The organism is Microseira sp. BLCC-F43 (genome assembly GCF_041929235.1).
GTDB lineage: Bacteria > Cyanobacteriota > Cyanobacteriia > Cyanobacteriales > Aerosakkonemataceae > Microseira.
This window is the reverse complement of sequence record NZ_JBHFNP010000306.1, coordinates 14,739-32,001: the sequence shown is the minus strand read 5'-3', so window position 1 is coordinate 32,001 and position 17,263 is coordinate 14,739. Positions and strand designations below refer to the sequence as shown.

The 17,263-nt window shown below is 42.7% G+C and carries 20 protein-coding genes and 1 pseudogene; 5 read left to right on the top strand and 16 right to left on the bottom strand.

Translation table 11 applies throughout. The features are described from left to right. Nucleotides 1-174 precede the first annotated feature (174 nt). Complete coding sequence (locus tag ACE1CM_RS40570) at nt 175-1,536, bottom strand: AAA family ATPase (protein ID WP_374884782.1); 1,362 nt, start codon at nt 1,534-1,536, stop codon at nt 175-177. Nucleotides 1,537-1,715: 179 nt separating this feature from the next. On the opposite strand from ACE1CM_RS40570, the gene ACE1CM_RS40565 reads away from it, so the two are divergent. Next, complete coding sequence (locus ACE1CM_RS40565) at nt 1,716-2,063, top strand: hypothetical protein (protein WP_374884780.1); 348 nt, start codon at nt 1,716-1,718, stop codon at nt 2,061-2,063. Between the two features lie 54 nt (nt 2,064-2,117). Continuing rightward, nucleotides 2,118-4,361, top strand: a complete 2,244-nt coding sequence (locus ACE1CM_RS40560; protein ID WP_374884778.1) for a dynamin family protein — start codon at nt 2,118-2,120, stop codon at nt 4,359-4,361. 64 nt (nt 4,362-4,425) lie between these two features. On the opposite strand, the gene ACE1CM_RS40555 is transcribed toward ACE1CM_RS40560, so the two are convergent. After that, nucleotides 4,426-4,584, bottom strand: a complete 159-nt coding sequence (locus tag ACE1CM_RS40555) for a hypothetical protein (RefSeq protein WP_374884776.1) — start codon at nt 4,582-4,584, stop codon at nt 4,426-4,428. On the opposite strand from ACE1CM_RS40555, the gene ACE1CM_RS40550 reads away from it, so the two are divergent. Beyond that, the gene (locus ACE1CM_RS40550) at nt 4,583-4,888 is read left to right on the top strand and encodes a hypothetical protein (RefSeq protein ID WP_374884774.1); all 306 of its coding nucleotides are present in this window, start codon (nt 4,583-4,585) and stop codon (nt 4,886-4,888) included. The genes ACE1CM_RS40555 and ACE1CM_RS40550 overlap by 2 nt on opposite strands. A gap of 20 nt (nt 4,889-4,908) precedes the next feature. After that, the gene (locus ACE1CM_RS40545) at nt 4,909-5,319 is read left to right on the top strand and encodes a type II toxin-antitoxin system VapC family toxin (RefSeq protein WP_374884904.1); all 411 of its coding nucleotides are present in this window, start codon (nt 4,909-4,911) and stop codon (nt 5,317-5,319) included. A 112-nt stretch (nt 5,320-5,431) separates the two neighbouring features. Here ACE1CM_RS40545 and ACE1CM_RS40540 read toward each other — a convergent pair. The 12 genes and pseudogenes from ACE1CM_RS40540 to ACE1CM_RS40485 form a co-directional block, all read right to left on the bottom strand. Continuing rightward, a pseudogene (locus ACE1CM_RS40540) lies at nt 5,432-5,704 on the bottom strand (PIN domain-containing protein); the annotation flags it as partial. Nucleotides 5,705-5,829: 125 nt separating this feature from the next. Beyond that, the gene (locus ACE1CM_RS40535) at nt 5,830-6,183 is read right to left on the bottom strand and encodes a hypothetical protein (protein WP_374884772.1); all 354 of its coding nucleotides are present in this window, start codon (nt 6,181-6,183) and stop codon (nt 5,830-5,832) included. A gap of 31 nt (nt 6,184-6,214) precedes the next feature. Then, the gene (locus tag ACE1CM_RS40530; RefSeq protein WP_374884770.1) at nt 6,215-6,664 is read right to left on the bottom strand and encodes a type II toxin-antitoxin system VapC family toxin; all 450 of its coding nucleotides are present in this window, start codon (nt 6,662-6,664) and stop codon (nt 6,215-6,217) included. Beyond that, nucleotides 6,665-7,069 (bottom strand): hypothetical protein, encoded by a 405-nt coding sequence (locus tag ACE1CM_RS40525; protein ID WP_374884768.1) that lies wholly within the window; start codon nt 7,067-7,069, stop codon nt 6,665-6,667. It abuts the gene before it with no gap. A 284-nt stretch (nt 7,070-7,353) separates the two neighbouring features. Beyond that, nucleotides 7,354-7,590, bottom strand: coding sequence for a DUF2283 domain-containing protein (locus ACE1CM_RS40520; protein ID WP_374884767.1), 237 nt, complete (start codon nt 7,588-7,590; stop codon nt 7,354-7,356). Between the two features lie 13 nt (nt 7,591-7,603). Beyond that, nucleotides 7,604-7,870, bottom strand: coding sequence for a DUF4258 domain-containing protein (locus tag ACE1CM_RS40515; protein ID WP_374884766.1), 267 nt, complete (start codon nt 7,868-7,870; stop codon nt 7,604-7,606). A gap of 19 nt (nt 7,871-7,889) precedes the next feature. Beyond that, nucleotides 7,890-8,300, bottom strand: a complete 411-nt coding sequence (locus tag ACE1CM_RS40510) for a hypothetical protein (RefSeq protein WP_374884765.1) — start codon at nt 8,298-8,300, stop codon at nt 7,890-7,892. Between the two features lie 151 nt (nt 8,301-8,451). Then, on the bottom strand, nt 8,452-8,823 hold the full coding sequence (locus tag ACE1CM_RS40505) for a DUF5615 family PIN-like protein (RefSeq protein ID WP_374884764.1): 372 nt from the start codon (nt 8,821-8,823) through the stop codon (nt 8,452-8,454). 9 nt (nt 8,824-8,832) lie between these two features. After that, a complete protein-coding gene (locus tag ACE1CM_RS40500; RefSeq protein WP_374884763.1) occupies nt 8,833-9,063 on the bottom strand; it encodes a DUF433 domain-containing protein in 231 nt (76 codons plus the stop codon). A 106-nt stretch (nt 9,064-9,169) separates the two neighbouring features. After that, a complete protein-coding gene (locus ACE1CM_RS40495; protein ID WP_374884761.1) occupies nt 9,170-9,400 on the bottom strand; it encodes a hypothetical protein in 231 nt (76 codons plus the stop codon). Nucleotides 9,401-9,434: 34 nt separating this feature from the next. Continuing rightward, nucleotides 9,435-9,692: a hypothetical protein gene (locus ACE1CM_RS40490; RefSeq protein ID WP_374884760.1), complete on the bottom strand. Its 258-nt coding sequence runs from the start codon at nt 9,690-9,692 to the stop codon at nt 9,435-9,437. A 187-nt stretch (nt 9,693-9,879) separates the two neighbouring features. Then, the gene (locus ACE1CM_RS40485; protein ID WP_374884759.1) at nt 9,880-10,350 is read right to left on the bottom strand and encodes a tellurite resistance TerB family protein; all 471 of its coding nucleotides are present in this window, start codon (nt 10,348-10,350) and stop codon (nt 9,880-9,882) included. 362 nt (nt 10,351-10,712) lie between these two features. Here ACE1CM_RS40485 and ACE1CM_RS40480 point away from each other — a divergent pair, with 362 nt between their 5' ends. Next, nucleotides 10,713-11,012 carry a Mo-dependent nitrogenase C-terminal domain-containing protein gene (locus ACE1CM_RS40480; RefSeq protein WP_374884757.1) on the top strand — a complete coding sequence of 100 codons (300 nt, stop codon included), beginning with the start codon at nt 10,713-10,715 and terminating at the stop codon, nt 11,010-11,012. 69 nt (nt 11,013-11,081) lie between these two features. Here the strand turns inward: ACE1CM_RS40480 and ACE1CM_RS40475 are convergent, their stop codons facing one another. Both ACE1CM_RS40475 and ACE1CM_RS40470 read right to left on the bottom strand, forming a co-directional pair. Beyond that, on the bottom strand, nt 11,082-14,789 hold the full coding sequence (locus tag ACE1CM_RS40475) for a PAS domain S-box protein (RefSeq protein WP_374884755.1): 3,708 nt from the start codon (nt 14,787-14,789) through the stop codon (nt 11,082-11,084). A 1,001-nt stretch (nt 14,790-15,790) separates the two neighbouring features. After that, nucleotides 15,791-17,164, bottom strand: coding sequence for a sensor histidine kinase (locus tag ACE1CM_RS40470; RefSeq protein WP_374884754.1), 1,374 nt, complete (start codon nt 17,162-17,164; stop codon nt 15,791-15,793). Nucleotides 17,165-17,263 lie beyond the last annotated feature (99 nt).

Sequence of the window (17,263 nt, the reverse complement as noted above, 5' to 3'; positions counted from 1 at the left end):
GATCGGGATTAATCGCCACGTTGTCAACCCGCCCTGAAATAGAGCCGATCGGGAGTAATCGCTACGTTGTCAACCCGCCCTGAAATAAATTACGTGGCTCATAGCTTAAGTCCGTTGAAACGGACTAAAAGAATTTCAACCCGTTTTAACGGGTTTTAGCTTTCAGCTTGAAATTTATTTCAAGGCTATTCCAATGTTTTTCACATACGGTTTCAAAACAGGATTCAGACTAAAAAAGGTTGTCTTCCCCTGTTCTTTCGTTTCCAATAATAACCGCCTTCCCAAAGATCGCATGGCATTTAATAAATCAGAAGCCGATAACTGAACAGTCTGGAAAAGCTGAGGTAAAGCAACGGGTTCGCTTTCATTCGCCAGCTGAGTCATCACCGCCTGTTCTGGCTGCGTTAACCGCTGAAATTGTTGGTCTAATTGTGCTTTCAAAGAATCGTCTAAAATCAGCGCATCGCATTGCAAAAACTCCTCAACCCTACCCCCAAATAACTCTTGAATCAAGATTGCAGTCAACTCTAACCACAGAGGATTTCCTTGATAGGTATCGCTCAAAGTTTCCCAACAATCTTCATCGGATAACTTTTGATATCTCAAAATTTCTTTAGCTGCAATACCTAAACTTCCCAATACAAAAGAACGCACGCAATTATTTTTTGTTTCTATTTCGGCAACTTCTCTAGGTTTTTCCCAACAATTCAATACCAAGCAACTCTGATGACAAGCTTCTGAAATGCGTTTGAAAAAGAGACGGTAATCTTCATAACCAGATTTATATTGACCTGCCAGTTGTCCCTCACTAAAAAGCATCTGTACGTCATCGAGGACAATTAGACAGCGATACTTGCGTAGGTAATCCATCAGTTGGGAAAGTTGCGTTTCAATGCTGTCGGGAATATCTGCTTCTGGGGAGAAGATTTGCAGCAAGTTGGTTAGAGTTCCATTCAAACTTGGAGAAAAGCGGAGACTGGGATAAATGACGTAATCAAAATGGGTTTTGATTTGTTCTATCAGTCGCAATGAAAGGGTAGTTTTGCCAATTCCGTTAATTCCTAGAAGTGCGATGATGCGACAGCGATCTTGTAATATCCAGTTTTCCAGATTGGCTAGTTCGTCCTTGCGCCCGTAGAAACTAAAGATTTCGGGTGCGTCGCCTAAGTCTATCCGTGATTGATTTGAAGTTTCTTGGGGTTGTTGCTTGACTTGTGTAGATTGGGAAGTTTCTGGACAGATATTGACGTTATTAATTCCTACAAAACTTTTGCCGCTAGCTGATGAAACATAATAAAAATTACCTCGCTTCAATATGGCTCTAAAATTTGCTTTGGTTATATCTTCTCCCAAAACCTCTGAAAGTATTTTCCATAATTCATAAGCAATATCTCTAACATGACCTTCACTTACATGAGCTTCTTCTGCAATTTTTCCGTATTTCTCACCTTGTAAAGTACCGCGCAGTATGGCGTCTTGCAGATAATCTAAGTGTTTTCCCGTATGAGCAAAAACTAGCTCGTCTGCGAACTTCATGATTTCTGCAATGTCCATAGATCGGCGATATGCCACAGCTTCCCGTATTCTATCCGATCTTTCCGACATTTCCGACAAAGCTGGAGTCGTAAAATACCCGACATTTCCGGCTGACAGAGCCTTAGATTTTCGTCGAGCATATTTATTGAAGATTTCTTTCTGCTACAGAAACAAAAATCATGGATGAATTTTTCAGAAAAGCTGCTGCTATTGGATTACCCGCTATCATCCTGCTCATTACTATGGCATCAACAGGTTTAGCTGGAGCAGCAGCAATTACAGCAGCACTTGCCATGTTAGGGCCGGGGGGCATGGTTGGTGGTGTTATTCTATTAGGCATAGTGGGATTAGCAGCCGATATGCTGTCAAAATATGGATTACAAGCATTGCTAATAGGAATTTACCAGCAGCGAAGAAGCAACGGTGAATCATTAGGAAAGCTGTGTAATGAAATAAAAAATCTGCCGATTTCTCGTGAATTAAAACTTATTATACGGAATGAAATAGGTTGTCAAGGTTTGCTTTAGCTTAGGCGAATTGCAGATGCTTTGGAATAGATCAATGTCCTTGAGAAGAATACTATGAACATTAATTTCCGTCGATATCGCGAACAACAGGGTATGAGCCAACAAGAAGTTGCTAGTCGGCTCAAAATTTCTGTGGATCAGGTTAGGCATGGCGAGGATTTTCCTGCGAAAGTTCCAATGGGGCTGGCAATAAAATGGTTACAAGTCTTAGGGGTTGATATCACAACTGCGATGTCAGAAGAAACGCCTCCACTTCAAGGAATTGAACCTGGTTTTCCTTACGCTGAACTTTATCGGAGGCTAAATTTACTGAATCAGTACATCAATGAAACTCCGCCTTTGGATGAATTTGATTTTCCAACGAAGCCACCTCTACCTAACGATGTCCAAACACAAATTCGGGACTATTACCAAAAACCTAATGTTGTTATAACAGGAGGATTTGACACAGGAAAATCCCATCTATCAAATAGTATTTTAGGAAGCAAAATTTTACCTGAAAGCTATCAGCCTGCTACAAAGCTTATTACAATTATTCGTCATCTTGGTAATCGTCCCCATTGGTTTACTGATGATGTTTGGATTATTGATGAGGACTTTTGGCTAGATGAACATAATAAGCATACAATTGACTTAAAACTTTTAGACAATCGAAAACATTGCGAAAAGCATCGTTTGTATTCTGGATCCTATGATATTCTCCAAGAATATGGTGTACACAAATATGACAATAGTAAAACCGAGATAGGAGGGCATACTGCAATAGTTTATCTAGACTCCCCATTGCTAAGAGCTTGCAACCTGATCGATCTCCCAGGCTACTCAGATCAACGTGATGAAATCTCAAAGGATGTTGAGAAAGCTAATAGCGCGACTCAGATCGCAGATGTGCTGCTCTACACCTCACCTGTGAAAGGTCACATCAATGGTCAAGATATGACCCGACTTACCAATTTGCTGCGTTTATTACCTACTCCAGAAAATGAATCTCAAAACTTTCCGACTCTAGGTAATCTATTTATTGTAGCGACACACGCCGATCCAAGCATTCCTGATCTTGAGCTTCCCAATATCCTGAATAAGGCATCAGCCAGACTTTATAAAGAACTCAATGAAACTGCAATAGAGAAGCGTAGGGAGGCAACAAATCGGGATATTACCCTGGATGATGTGCGAAAGCAATTTTTTACGTTTTGGACAGAAAGACCCGATCGCTGTCAACGCTTATTTGATGAGTTAACCAAAACACTTGCTGAGTATTTTCCTGAATCAATCCAGTGTCGTGTCGATCGAGAAATTAATGCAATCAAAAATGATAATAAAAACCTATGCGCTGAACAAATTGAGCAATATCAGCAAACACTTGCCAATATAGAAGAGTCTCGAAACCTCCTTAAAGAAGCCGAGGCTAATGAACCTGCCCGTCAACAAGAGATGCAGCAAAGGCGCAATTATGTTAGGAAACGCATCAAGGAGTTAGGACAAGATACCGAAAAAACATTTCAGAGGTATGCAGAATCAGTAATCAATGTGGATTCTATAGAGCAAACTATCCGCAAGAGATATAACAACAAGAAGGAAGCTCAAGAATATGTTGCCGGTTATCTGGTGGATCTCCTACAAAGTAAATTGGAAAGTTTGATCGGTACCAATTCTGAAAAATTCAGGGCTGAAATCGACACTTTTTTAGAAGGATACCCTCAGCTTAAACTTCCCAAAAAAGATGGAATAGATGTGTCTATTCCCTTCGATACAAAAGGAGCTTTTCTAGGTGGGATAGCAGGATTAGGTGCTTATGGTGCTTTAGCTACTTGGGCAGCAAGTCTTGGCAATCTTGGTGGCTATATCTTGGTAGCAAAATTGGTCAGTCTTTTGTCAGCACTTGGCATTAGTATCGGTGGCGGGACAGCAGCAGTAATTTCCTTTATTGCTGCCATCGGCGGCCCGATCGTTCTAGGAATCGCTTTAGCTGCTGGACTGGCTTCCTTAATATTTGGCTTATTTGGCGAAGCTTGGCAGAGTCGTTTAGCAAAACAAATTGTTAAATACTTTGAAGAACAGGATATTTGTGGAAAGTTACTAAGAGGAAACAAACAGTATTGGCAAGATACAGCTACAGCTTTTGATAAAGGTGCTGAAGCAGTAGAAGCTGCCTGGAAAGACAATCTTAAACATCTGCGTGAACTCGTTTCTCCTGAAACTCAGTCAAGAGAGCGTATTGAGGAAATTATTAAAAGACTGGAGGTACTGAGAAATTTTTTCGCCGACATTCCCTGGACTCTACAGGGAGAAGGTTAGTGAAAAATTCAAGGGTTTCTCGTCACAAAACAAACAAAATAAACAAAACCAAATAACGAATTGATTAGGTGTTTGATATTGGCGATCGCGTCCCCATTCCCCACCATGCGATCGCATCCCTATTTTCTTCAGAATGCGATCGCGTAGCGCCTATTGCGATCGCATCCTTTGCAACAACCGCTAAACTAATATAATAAACTAATATTGCATGTGTTAGACCCATGACTACGGAGTCGCTTAAAACAAAAATCGCCGCCAAACTAGAACTGCTACCAGAAAGTGAACTTCAGACAGTTCTAAGTTTTGTAGACTACCTCGCATGGCGCATAGTTGATCGCGTTCAGATAGAAGCCACAACACAAATTGACTCTCAACCTGCAAAAGAAGATATTGTAGATTCTCAACTTGAGTCAGTTGGGGGCATTTTAGTTCTTAAAGCGGCAATAGAACCTATAAATCAACAAATACTAAATACTGCTTTGCAAGATGCCAGGGAAGCCAGAATCAGCCAATTGATGTCATGGTAAAGGCATGATTCGATACTTCCATACTTGTAGCAGCCGCTTTGCCAGAACATCCCAACTACACTCAGGCTTTACAGTGGCTACAGCGCGTTCATAATAATGAAGTCGAAGGCTTTATTTCAACCCATACAATTGCTGAACTATATTCAGTTCTGACTCGTCTGCCTCGCAATCCTCGAATTAGTCCTATTACGGCACAACAATTAATCGCAGGAAACTTGACTCCATTTACCAAAGTTGTCCTGAATTTTGAGGATTATCAAGCAGTTTTGAGCAGAATGGTGAGCCTAAATTTACCAGGAGGCGGTATCTACGATGCGCTAATTGCTCAAGCTGCAATCAAAGCACAGGTTGCTTTACTTTTGACTCTCAACCCTAATGATTTTAGTCGATTGGGAGAGGATATCGCTCAACTGGTACAAGTGCCAACTTAGATCAAACGGGCGCTTCGCGCATCCCCATTCCCCACCATGCGATCGCCCATCCAAAAATGCGATCGCATCCCCATTCCCCAGCTTGCGTTAGCGAAGCGGCGCGCCCCTTTGTTCACGGCAAAATCTCAAAACTATCGCAATGTCGCGGTCGAAACAATCTAAAATCGCGCTGGTCTAAAGTCAATATTTTCTTACTACCATAACGTTGAGCTACAGCCATAACAGTTCCATCTACAAAGTCAACTCTACTATCCTTATACTCGTCTAAGATTTCTGCCGTCCGTAATAAATCTTGCTCTGTCAAAGCTACTAAATCAAACTTACTTGCAGACAGTCCTCTTAAAAAAGCTATTACCGTCGCTACACCCGCCTCACGTCCCACTAAATAAGCGACTTCTGTTCAAACTGTTTGGGGTAATAAAATCCGCTTTTGTTGCGAATATACCCTTGCAACAACTGGGTGCATTGTGTCTGCACTGTTGACTAAAGCCACAATAAAACCCGTATCCGCTACGGCTGGGGTTCTTTCCATGTCCAACCAGATTTTTCAGTAATTTCCTGTTGTAAAATCTCTTCTGATTTAGTAGCGAGATCGGGAGATCCGGCAAATAAACCTATTAATGGATCAAAACCAACTTCTAGCAAGCCTTGCTTTTCGGATACAATCTGCTGACGAATCAGTGCTGCCAAATATTCCAACAGTCGCAGTTGTTCGTCAGGGGTAAGGCTTTCAACTTGAACCAATACCTCGCTATAAGTAGCCATAGACCTTAGTCTAGTAATTTTTAAATCTAAGTCTAGTATATACTGAGCGATCGCATCCCCCATTCCCCAGCGTGCGATCGCCTCCCCATTCCCTACCATGCGTTAGCAAAGCCTGCCTACGGCATTCGCACTAAGATGACAACAATTCTTGGGGATGGACAATAACGATATCTGCGATTTTAATAAAATCATCTGGGTTAAACGTTAGCAGATGAGTGACTTGATGTGCCTGCATAACTGCAATCAACCTCATATCGTGAGTCCGCTTTCCCCTAATTCCATAAGTCGTTACCAGCTGCAACCAATTCCTGAAAACTTGTGGAGTCTCTTCTAACAAGGGAAACTGAGCCAAAAGTTGATCTATTTCGTTGTTTGCTTGCTCTGGACTCCAACCTAAACCATTAACATCAACCGGACGAGTTGCCACAACCCAAAATTCAATTAATACCTGTGCTGCGATCACACATTCGTTATTTTGAGAAAGCAACTGGGATACTGCTTGCAGCGCCACAGTGTAGCTGGAAGAAGCTGGATCGCTAGCACGCAAAAGAATATTAGTATCTAAAAGATAGCGTGTCATTTAGTCGTAAATACTGTCCCGGTGCAGCGCTTCATCGGGTAATGCTTTTGGGTTTACCTGATGCTTTGTTGCCCAAGTTTGCCATTGATTTACTCGCTCTGCTGGAGTTGTTTTTTGCCACAGGGGAACCGAAGTTACTGGACGCAAAACGATCGCTTCTCCTTGAATTTCAATCGCGTATAGTTTTGATTTGAGTTCTTTTGAGGAGATGCCGCGATCGCGTAGAGCCAAATAATCTTCCCAAGCTGCTTCGCTTTGGGCTATTTCTTCTGCCGGAATCACCTCATCGTCACCTTCAACTTCTACACCTCGATCGACTATCTTTTTCAATTCTTCTAATAGCCGTTGTTGGTCAGTCAAGGTGAGGCTTTTAACCTCGTCTAGTATCTGGTTATAAGTGGACATACACTTATTACTAATATTTTTGTACTAAAGTCTAGTATAGAGCGATTTGGGATTAAGGGAGTAGCGATCGCGTAGCGTGCGCGTAGCGCGTATCGCATCTCCATTCCCCAGCGCGCGTTAGCGAAGCGGCGCGCTAGCGCTTCGCATCTCCATTCCCCACCGTGCATTAGCGAAGCGGCGCTATCTTCGCTTCGCATCCCCATTTCCCACCATGCGTTAGCGAAGCGGCGCTATCTTCGCTTCGCTCCCCAAGCCGCAACCGTTAAACTAATCGAATAGACTAATCATAAAAGAGCAAATCGATGAACTACACCCATTGAAGAATCCTCGACAATTATTTCTTGTAGTTGTTCTCCCAGAACTAACGAAGCATCGAGGATTTCTAATCCAGCTAGTTTGCCATCAGGACTGTAATTAGCAATAATGTCTTCAGTCAGTTCTCGATTTTCGGCTGTCCCAGGCGCTAATGACAGCAACTCTATATAAAGCGCGTCAACTTCAGCATCATAATGGATCTTCATAGGTTCGTTCCTTCTAGTTGAAATAATACACTTTAACTGTTATCACTACAATTTTTTCAGGCCGATCGTCAAAAATAGGGTCAACGGCTTTATAACTGTAAAACTGTTGATTAACAGGAGATTCTTTGTTGTACTCAAATTCAGTGCGGGCGTGAAATTTACCGTTTTTAGCTGCTTGCCAGTTTCCCGAACGAATTGCCGCAATCACCTCATCCTCTTCAGCACCCCGCAGTAGCATCTGCTCTCTGGCATGGGTGGAAAAATAGATCGGTTTTGCCATGCAATTTATCCTCTAATCTTTATTGATTATAATCATTGGTTGGTTTCCATGTCCAACCTGATTTTTCAGTAATTTCCTGTTGCAAAATCTCTTCCGATTTTGTAGCGAGAGCGGGAGATACAGCAAATAAACCTATTAATGGATCGACTGCGATTTCTGGCGTTTGCTGTTTCTCCGATACAATTTGCAAAGTTGCTGGACGTAATACGATCGTTTCTCCTTGAATTTCGAGCGCGTATAGTTTTGATTTGAGTTCTTTTGAGGATATGCCGCGATCGCTTTGGGCAATTTCTTCTGCCGGAATCACCTCATCTTTACTTTCGACTTCTACGCCTCGATCGACTATCTTTTTCAATTCTTCTAATAGCCGTCGTTGGTCAGTCAAGCTGAGGCTTTTAACCTCGTCTAGTATCTGGTTATAAGTGGACATACACTTATTACTAATATTTTTGTACTAAAGTCTAGTATAGAGCGATTCCGGATTAAGCTAGTAGCGATCGCGTAGCACAAGCTACGCGCGTATCGCATCCCCATTCCCCAGCGTGCGATCGCGTAGCGCAGGGAGGCATATCGCTTTTTCATCAAATTGGTAACTGACGAATCCTCACTGCTGTATCTTCTATAGTAATAGCACTTCCTGCTTGAAGTTGTTGCTCTATCTGTGGCAGTATTTCTAACAATTTTTGGTTTACCGTGTTGAGGTCGGTAGAGGATAATCGCAGAGTTATTAAACTTGGCTGATTGTAGCCGCTTAAAGCTACTAGCATGGAAAAATCTAAATCGTGAGTAACAATTACTCGATTTTCCTGCCGGGCAAAATTAAGGATTTCTACATCAGATGCGCTGGCAGGTAAAACATCTAGAACTCTAATGATATCCCACCCTTGCTGTTGTAACGCCGTAACAGTTTGTGGAGAAATATTCATGTCTCCAATCAGTTTGATCGCCGTCACAATTTCTCCTTAAGCTGTTGGAATGGGGTAAACGCGATCCGCCACTGCCCAGGCTGCATATTCGAGTGCTTGTTGTATATCTTCTGCTTCTAGTTCTGGGTAAGCTTCTAGGACTGCTTGGATTGACCGAGTGCTTGCCAGCATTTTGATAACGAAGCTAACGGTAATTCGCATATTCCTAATTGTCGGTTGTCCCAGGCAAACGTTGGGATTTATAGTGATGCGGTCTAATTTCTCCATATTTGAATCTCCTTCCTAATCTCCCCGATTAATTTCATCAAAAATAGACTGAACAGATGCTTACGCATTGAAATAGTAAATCTAGATGTTAGTATCCAGCAGATATTTAGTCATCCCATTCTTGTCTCAGCTTTAACTGAAACTCTAAAGCATCCACGCGCTTGGGTAAAAATCCGTACCATTTGTTTAAATTTCGCTTTGGCATTTCTTTGCTTGTACTCTGATTCTGGCTACTTACCTGCTGACGAATTAACCCTGCTAATTCTTCTAACAGCCGCAGTTGCTCATCTGGCTTTAGAGTTTTAGCCCCACTCAATACCTGGTTGTAAGTATACATAAACTCTTTAGCGATATTTTTACGATTGTTGTCATTATAGCAATTTAGGATCTTGACGTAACTCTCGCTGCCATTCAACTGGATCGCTCACGTTTGCAAAGACATTACTCGCTGCAATTTTTTCCAAGATCTCAACTATTTTTTGCCGACGCAGCGAGTTGCTCAAATTTGCATCCCGATCCTGGCTAATTACCCGCTGACGAATTAACCCTGCTAATTCTTCTAACAGTCGCAGTTGTTCATCAGGGGTGAGGCTTTGAACTTGAATCAGTACTTCGTTATAAGTAGCCATATAATTTATAGGTAGGTATAAAGTTTCTATTGTTATTTTGTGCCTCTGAGTCCAGTATATCAGGACTTTGCTAGAAACCGGGTTTCTTGCTGCGATATCTCATTTATATCCACGATTTTTCCGAGCAACCCGGTTTCTTTGCTTAGCGCTGAAGCGCCTACTACGAACTGAGCGATCCCATCCTCTTTTACGCCCGATTCATAATTTCCATCACCTCTATAATTTTTTGAGCCGTTTCATCTGAAATTTCCAAATCTCCCCAAAGCTGACCTAAAAAATTCCCTTCTTCTTCTGTCACAATTCCATCGGCAAAAACTAGATAAGTAGCCGCAGCAAAAGCCGTTTCCCGCAGTTCCATTGGCAGCGCCTTTTTAGCGGCATCAAAAATAGTATCTACGCTATATTGCTCAAAAATATTGCTGCTTCGATCGAACATTTCTTCTATTTCTTCTGGTGTCAAATATTTAAATAAATTCATCCGTTCCAGCGTCACCGCGAGTGCTTGCCTTTCTTCTGGAGCCACTTCGCCATCGGCGTCATTTGCTAACAGTAAAATGACCAGAAATGCCTCTTCCAGCTCTAAAACAATTTCGTTGGCTTCACTTGTATCGTCTCCGAACACTTCATCGGGATTTGCTGTTTTTCTACCTTTGGGCATATATAAAACCTTGGGTTTTCAAATCTTAATATTATATTACTGTTGAGGTCGCTTGTTGACTTGCGTGGGTTTCCATAGCCCGCTTTAGGCATTTGCTCCTATTTTCGACCCAGGAAGCTATAGTCAACTGTTCTCACCCCCTTGTTACCGCTCTCAAAGATCTCACGAAAGGTCAGTTAGTGCAAGCGATCGGTGCCAAAACTTTGATTCTACAGGAATGCAGCGATTTTATGCCAATATCGGATGGCTATCATCCTTAATTAGCATCATACTCAAACTTATGTATCAAAATATACTAATTAAAATTTTCAAATTAAATACTTTGTAATTAAGGAGATAGATTATCTGCAAAGGTTATTTTCATGAGCATCTCTTGTCGCTTTAATTTATTTCTAACTACTTGTTTCCAAGCGATATCTAATTGTTTTCAACCGCTGCGCCAGGTGGTTGATGCAGTAGAATTTCACAATCCCAAAGTGGCGCGGTTGCTTTGCAAAATTATACCAGCAAGTTGTCCTTTTGAGCGAGATATTCAGGTGTTTGGGCATAGGCTATTTCACATTCCGCCTCTATGTAAGCTGAATCCTTTCTACGAGCAATTTGTAGGATTGCGCTTTCGTGCTTTATGTTATTTGGCAGATGAATGCGGGGAATATATTTGATTTTGGTAATGGGTAATTGGTAATGGGTAATTGGTAATGGGTAATTGGTAATGGGTAATTGCTAATGGGTTAGCGGAAGGTTTTCAAAACTGCGCGATCGCGTCCCTGAAATTTCGCCTCGTAAAGTGCTTGGTCAGCGGTAGAAATTAGTTGTTCAAAAGCAGATTTCGGCGTCGGAACCGTAACCGAAATCCCTAAACTCAACGTAACGTACTCGCTAACTTGGGATTTAGCATGGGGAATTTGCAACGCTTTTACATAGCTTTGAATTTCTTCCGCCACAGCCAAAGCGCCTTCAGCTTTTGTATTCGGCAAAATAATCGCAAATTCCTCACCGCCGTAACGAGCCACTAAATCCGCCGGACGCTTCGCCGCCTCCTGGATTGCACCGGCAATTTGCTTCAAACACAAATCCCCTGCCACATGACCGTAAGTGTCGTTATATTGTTTGAAATAATCGATATCGCACAAAATTAAAGCTAGGGGTGCTTGCTCCCTTGCCAAGCGCTGCCACTCGCGGTTGAAATATTCGTTAAAGTAGCGGCGATTTGCCACACCAGTTAATCCATCTAAACAAGCTAAACGTTTTAGCTCAGTGTTGGCAACTTCCAGCTGTTCAAATAGGGAAGCTTGTTGAATTGCGATCGCTAGTTGCTCTACCAAAGGTTGCAACAAATTAATTTCAAACTGTTGCCACTGTCGTACTGCACTGCATTGATGAGCAATCAGCAATCCCCAAAGTACGTCTCCCTGAATCAGCGGTGCGATCAGTTTCGATTTTACGGCAAATTGTTGCAACATTTGGGCTAAACAAGGCGATGCTTCTTTTTTCACATCGGAAACGGCGCGAATTCGTCCGCTTTTGTACTGTTCGTAGCAGTCTTGTGGAAACACTTCTTCTGAGAAAGCTTGTCCTAAAATAGCCTGCCCACCAGGCAAGACTGCTTCTGTAATTACGCTGCCAGTTCCTTCGGGCCATACCCGATACACTAACACGCGATCGCATCCCAGCAATTGCTGCACTTCGCGCGCGGCGGTGTTGAGAATCTCCTCCAACTTCAAAGACTGGCGAATTCGTTGCGTAATCGTTGCCACTAGGCGTTCTTGTTCAGCCTGATGCCGTAAAGCTTGTTCCGTTCGCACCCGCTCGGTCACATCTTGTGCCAAGCTGGCAACACCGATAAAATTGCCATCTCCATCAACTAAAGGCGTATTGTACCACTCGCAAATAATAATTCTACCATCTTTGGTAATATTTTCTGCCGTGCTGCGAGTCCCTCCCTTTTGCGCCATCAAATCTTGCCAAATTTGGCTCACTTGCTCTTTCACATATTCTGGTACCAGCACAAAGGCACTTTGTCCGATAATTTCACTTTTGCTATAGCCGAAAATTGCACGAGCTGCCGCATTCCATTCCACAATTTCGCACTTGTTGTTCACTTCTATTACCGCCAAGGGAGTTTGCTGCACGTGGAGCGAAAGTTTTTGTTCCGATTTCCTCAGTGCTTCTTCGGCTTGCTTGCGTTCCGTAATATCTTTAACAAAAACAGAGAGTCCTCCTCTACTTGAAGGATAAGCGCTAATTTCAAAAAAGTAGTTGCTATCTCCCAGTTGATACTCGACAATACAACTTTGGGATGACTGCGTTCTTAAAGCTTCGATATATACCTGTTCTGCTTTTGTTCCTCTCACATCCGGAAACAGATCGTACAGCGATTTCCCAATAGCATCTTTGGCTGCAATTCCAGTTAAAATTTCAGAAGCTTTGTTCCAATAGGTATATCTAAAATCTTTATCCATTGCGAAAAAAACATCGCTGATGCTTTCCGCCAGTTCCTTGTAACTTGCCTCGCTTTGTTTAAGCGCTGCTTCAGCTTGCTTGCGCTCGGTGATATCGCGCACGATCGCTAAAACTTCATCTGCTCCACTTTTAACAATTCTCGCCTCGTAATCATGCCTTTTGCCATTTTTGGGCAACCAATATTCAAACAATTGAATTTGACCAGTTTTTAATGCTTGATCGACACAGCGCCTAGTTGGCTGTGATAGTTCTGGCGGCAGGATATCCCAAATTATTTTACCAATAAATGAACTATCAGGCATCAACATTTTGCTTGTCTTATCTGCGTGAAAATCGAGAAAAATTCCATCTTGGCTGATGCGAAAGATCATATCTGGTAACGCCTCCAGGAAAGCGCGATTTCTCGCTTCGCTTAGGCGTAATTTTTCTTCGTTTCGCTTGCGATCAGTGATGTCCATCCCGTAGCCAATCATCCCAGTTGTGCGACCTTGGCTGTCTTTTAGCAGCGAAAGCTTAAGGTGAATGTATACTTCTTCCCCTGCCTTGTTTAGCATCGGATGCTCGATTTCGTGAGTTCCTTTTTCTAGCAGAGGTTCAATGACTTGCTGTTGCATAAACTCGTGGCGATCGTTTGGGTAAATTAATGAGATATGTTTGCCTAAAACCTCGGATGCCAAATATCCATACAATCTTTCTGCACCCTGATTCCAACTTGTCACGTATCCACGCATATCTGTAGAAATGACTGCATCGTGTATCTGGTCGAGAATTTGAGCTTGCTGCTTGAAAGAGGCAATAACCCTTGTTTTTACCTGTTCTGCACCTACGGCATCCCTTAGATCGCGGATAATACCCAAAACCTCGTCATTCCCATGGGAACGGCAAACCACAATTCTCGCTTCCCGGTGACGCAAATTTTCATTAATCGGTAAGCGATACTCCCAGTTTTGAACTTCGCCGGAGATCAGCGCCTTTTCTAAATCAAACATGCCTTTTTGCCATAATTTTCCTGAGGCGTTGCATTCTAAAATAGCGCCATCTCGATTAAAAACAACGAGCAATTCTGGAATCGATTCTATAACTGGTCTATTTTTGGCTTCGCTTTGCCGCAACTGTGCTTCTATCTGCTTGTAATCGGTAATTTCAGTCAGCGTTCCTACATAGCCAATAACTTTTTTCCGACTATCTTTTTCCGCCACTATTTGACCCAGTACCCAAGTATTTTTTCCATCTGGATGCTCAAACCGATACTCGGTTTTAAAGACCTGTAAAGACTTTGGACTCAACGTCTCTACAGTTACCCATTGCTTCCATTCTTTGGTAATTCGCTCTCGCTCCTGGGGGTGTATGGTTTCGTACCAAGTTTTTCCGATAATTTTCTCAAGTTTGAGTCCCGATATTTCGCACCATTTTGGGTTAGCGTATAAACAGTTTCCCTCGATATCGGTGCGGAATATACCAACTGGAGATATTGTGGTTAAGGTGTAATACCGATACTCACTTTCTTGCAGCGCTAACTCGGTTTGTTTGCCTTCCCTATTCCAGCGCTCGGTTTCTTCGCTAATGTCAAATATAATTCCCTCTAGGAACAATACCTTACCTGACTTGGAGAAAATTCCTTGTCCTTTTTCATACACCCACCTGATGCTACCATCTGCATGGAGCAGCCGATATTCGAGAACGTAAGGGCGGCGTGCGCTTACACTTTCACCAACTATTGTCTTGACCCGCTCGGAGTCTGCCGGATGGATTATACTGGCAAATGTCCTGACTTTATTTTGCATAAAATCGGATGCAGGGTAGCCGGTAATTTCTGCGATCGCATCTCCAATCAATTCTATCCTCCGATCGGCGTCCCAGGCGCAGCTATAAATTACCCCTGGGATGTAAGGATTCAGATTTTTAAACCTCTGTTCGCTCTCCCTCCATCCTGACTCTATCTGTTGGCAATCGGTGACGCTAGTTTCAAAAATCATAGTTTTATTTGCAATTGTTATGTAGTTACCAACAGTCAAGGGACACCCTAGTCTAAACCCGAGCCGAATCCAAGCTATACTCTGTATTTATCTAATTAACCCAAGTTGCTAGTTATAACTATTATGGTTTGCTCCCATTGCTAATCGCTAATTGCTAATTGCTCATAATAATATTTTTCGGTTATAGCATTAGCCATTAGCTATTAGCCATTAGCTATTAGCAGCCCTAAAAAGATAACTAGCAACAAGCGTTAATTATTGTTACACCCAGCAGCTCTAACCCCGTCGCACCCGTCATCCTATACCTTTAAAAGTTTGATATTATAACATTTATTTTTTGAGATGTATAGATTTTACTCGCTTGGTAGCCGGTTTACCAAAAAATTGGGTTGTTAGCCCCGTCCTTCTAGGACGGCTTTATTTTGTGCTAAAATTTCTTTGTGGTCAGGGTAATCAACCACATTAAACACCCAGTACTCGAAGGAGTAGCGCACCTTGAAAACTGAACATATGGCGTTCTGTTGGGAAAAGCACCAACAGGTAAAATGTTCATGCAACAAGTACCAGAAAAACTAGAATTTAAGTTTTGAACTGTACGGTAGGGCATACCGAAACAGACTTCTGTAATGGAGTGAAAGCTTGCGGAGAGAACCATCTCTGGCATAATTTGGGCAACTAGATTGTGGTAAGTGGACTCGTTGAACCAAGAATCCCCAAGGCTGTACGCCGGGGAGTGTCAACTAAGTGGAAATCGCCATAATACGATGATTGCGATCGCATCCAGCTATAGCGCGATCGTCTAAATCCTCAAAACCTACTTTCAGTTAGCATCCAAGCGAGCCAAAAATTCGGTAATATCCTGCATAAATTCGCAAAAATTCGCCTGATTTTTCGGTAATTACACGGAAAACGCGAAACCTTCCCGCGCCAAAGGCTACCAACTATCCCTGGAACAGTCGCGCGTAAGTAGGTGCTACTGGCAGCCAAAAAATTGCTTAAATTTAAACTAAAGGTAACAAAATTTCAAATTCAGTACCGCTACCGAGGAGCGATTCTCCCAGTTCGCCGCTACAAGAACGCATCAAAAATTTACCCCCATGCTTAGCGGTCACAATCCGATAACTCAACGCCAAACTCGTCTCTTTTTCAGACCTTTTTGCGATGGAAAAAGATTCCAAAATCTGCTTTTGCGCCTTGGGGGATAAACCGGGGCCATTATCTGCAATACTAATCGAAACCCAGCGAGCATCCGAATCGAGAGAACAAACTTTAGTTGTAATCTCAATTCGAGGTTTGCCCGTTGAACTTTGTTGCCCTTCCTCGTTAAACGACCTTACCAACTTTTGGTGAACTGCCTCATTGAGCAATGCATCAACAGCATTGGTGAGGATATTCATAAACACTTGGTTTAATTGTCCGATATAGCAAGTCACGGGCGGCAATAACCCGTAGTTTTTCACAATTTCAATCTCGCTGCTTAAACGGCTTTTCAGCAACAGCACGATACTATCTAAGCAGGCATTCAAGTCAGCCGGTTTGGGATAAATTTCATCTATATGGCAAAAATTTTGCAGACTCGTCGCCAGTTTTTTTAACCGTTCTGCGCCCGTTTTAATACTCCCAATCGCTTGGGACATGTCTTGTTGTAAAAAATCAAATTCCATCTCTTGCTTGAGGGCGCTGATTTCCTCTGACCCATCGGTTAGCTTGGCTTCATAAGCCGCCATTAACTGTAGCAAACCCTCGCTGTAATTGGTCAGGTGGGTTAAATTGCCCCAAATAAAGTTAACCGGGTCTAAAATTTCGTGCGCCAATCCATCCACCAAACGCCCCAAGTTAGCCATTTTTTCGCTTTGAATCATTTGCGCTTGAGCGCGTTCGTAACGCACTTGGGTTTCTATGCCTCGAATTTGCCAGTAGGCGATATTCAATTCGTGGATATCTAATAATTTATAAGTTTTCGTTGCCGTTTCGACGACGACGGGTTCGGCTAAAAGTTCGCCCGATCGCCTCAGTGCCAGCTGCGCCCCTGTTAAAATTGGCTTGCTACCAGGCAGCACTAAAACCTCTGTGCGAGCATAACTGTAAAGAACATCCAGCGGTTCGTGCAAAAATATCTCCATCCCGTGGGGACGCAGCAAGTACTCCAATAGCCGCTGTCGCGAAATCATGCCGACAAATTCGCCCCTATCCAGTAAAATCGCTCCTGGTAGCCGGGGATACTTCTCAAACGTGCGCGCGACTTCTACGCCCAGACTGCTACTCTCAACGCTAAAATCGTATAGCGGTAGTTCATCTAGGGTTGACTCTAAACAAAGGTCTTGATTGCTCCCCTCAGACAAGTGTGGCACTGACAGAACTCGTTTTGGCACCATGCACCCAACTTGTATCTATCCCGTTATAGATCTGGATTTATTATTTACCTAGCGTATCATCTTCCCCATCCCTGGCCTATCCGACAGGCAGGATGCCTC

Bases quoted from the DNA above. Each gene is read 5' to 3' on its own strand.
- ACE1CM_RS40520 (WP_374884767.1), bottom strand. From the start codon at position 7,590: ATGAAGATCCATTATGATGCTGAAGTTGACGCGCTTTATATAGAGTTG.
- ACE1CM_RS40570 (WP_374884782.1), bottom strand. From the start codon at position 1,536: ATGAAGTTCGCAGACGAGCTAGTTTTTGCTCATACGGGAAAACACTTA.
- ACE1CM_RS40495 (WP_374884761.1), bottom strand. From the start codon at position 9,400: ATGTATACTTACAACCAGGTATTGAGTGGGGCTAAAACTCTAAAGCCA.
- ACE1CM_RS40510 (WP_374884765.1), bottom strand. From the start codon at position 8,300: ATGTCCACTTATAACCAGATACTAGACGAGGTTAAAAGCCTCAGCTTG.
- ACE1CM_RS40480 (WP_374884757.1), top strand. From the start codon at position 10,713: ATGAGCATCTCTTGTCGCTTTAATTTATTTCTAACTACTTGTTTCCAA.
- ACE1CM_RS40560 (WP_374884778.1), top strand. From the start codon at position 2,118: ATGAACATTAATTTCCGTCGATATCGCGAACAACAGGGTATGAGCCAA.
- ACE1CM_RS40470 (WP_374884754.1), bottom strand. From the start codon at position 17,164: ATGGTGCCAAAACGAGTTCTGTCAGTGCCACACTTGTCTGAGGGGAGC.
- ACE1CM_RS40500 (WP_374884763.1), bottom strand. From the start codon at position 9,063: ATGGAGAAATTAGACCGCATCACTATAAATCCCAACGTTTGCCTGGGA.
- ACE1CM_RS40565 (WP_374884780.1), top strand. From the start codon at position 1,716: ATGGATGAATTTTTCAGAAAAGCTGCTGCTATTGGATTACCCGCTATC.
- ACE1CM_RS40515 (WP_374884766.1), bottom strand. From the start codon at position 7,870: ATGGCAAAACCGATCTATTTTTCCACCCATGCCAGAGAGCAGATGCTA.
- ACE1CM_RS40485 (WP_374884759.1), bottom strand. From the start codon at position 10,350: ATGCCCAAAGGTAGAAAAACAGCAAATCCCGATGAAGTGTTCGGAGAC.
- ACE1CM_RS40490 (WP_374884760.1), bottom strand. From the start codon at position 9,692: ATGGCTACTTATAACGAAGTACTGATTCAAGTTCAAAGCCTCACCCCT.
- ACE1CM_RS40550 (WP_374884774.1), top strand. From the start codon at position 4,583: ATGACTACGGAGTCGCTTAAAACAAAAATCGCCGCCAAACTAGAACTG.
- ACE1CM_RS40535 (WP_374884772.1), bottom strand. From the start codon at position 6,183: ATGGTAGGGAATGGGGAGGCGATCGCACGCTGGGGAATGGGGGATGCG.
- ACE1CM_RS40555 (WP_374884776.1), bottom strand. From the start codon at position 4,584: ATGGGTCTAACACATGCAATATTAGTTTATTATATTAGTTTAGCGGTT.
- ACE1CM_RS40530 (WP_374884770.1), bottom strand. From the start codon at position 6,664: ATGACACGCTATCTTTTAGATACTAATATTCTTTTGCGTGCTAGCGAT.
- ACE1CM_RS40475 (WP_374884755.1), bottom strand. From the start codon at position 14,789: ATGATTTTTGAAACTAGCGTCACCGATTGCCAACAGATAGAGTCAGGA.
- ACE1CM_RS40525 (WP_374884768.1), bottom strand. From the start codon at position 7,069: ATGTCCACTTATAACCAGATACTAGACGAGGTTAAAAGCCTCACCTTG.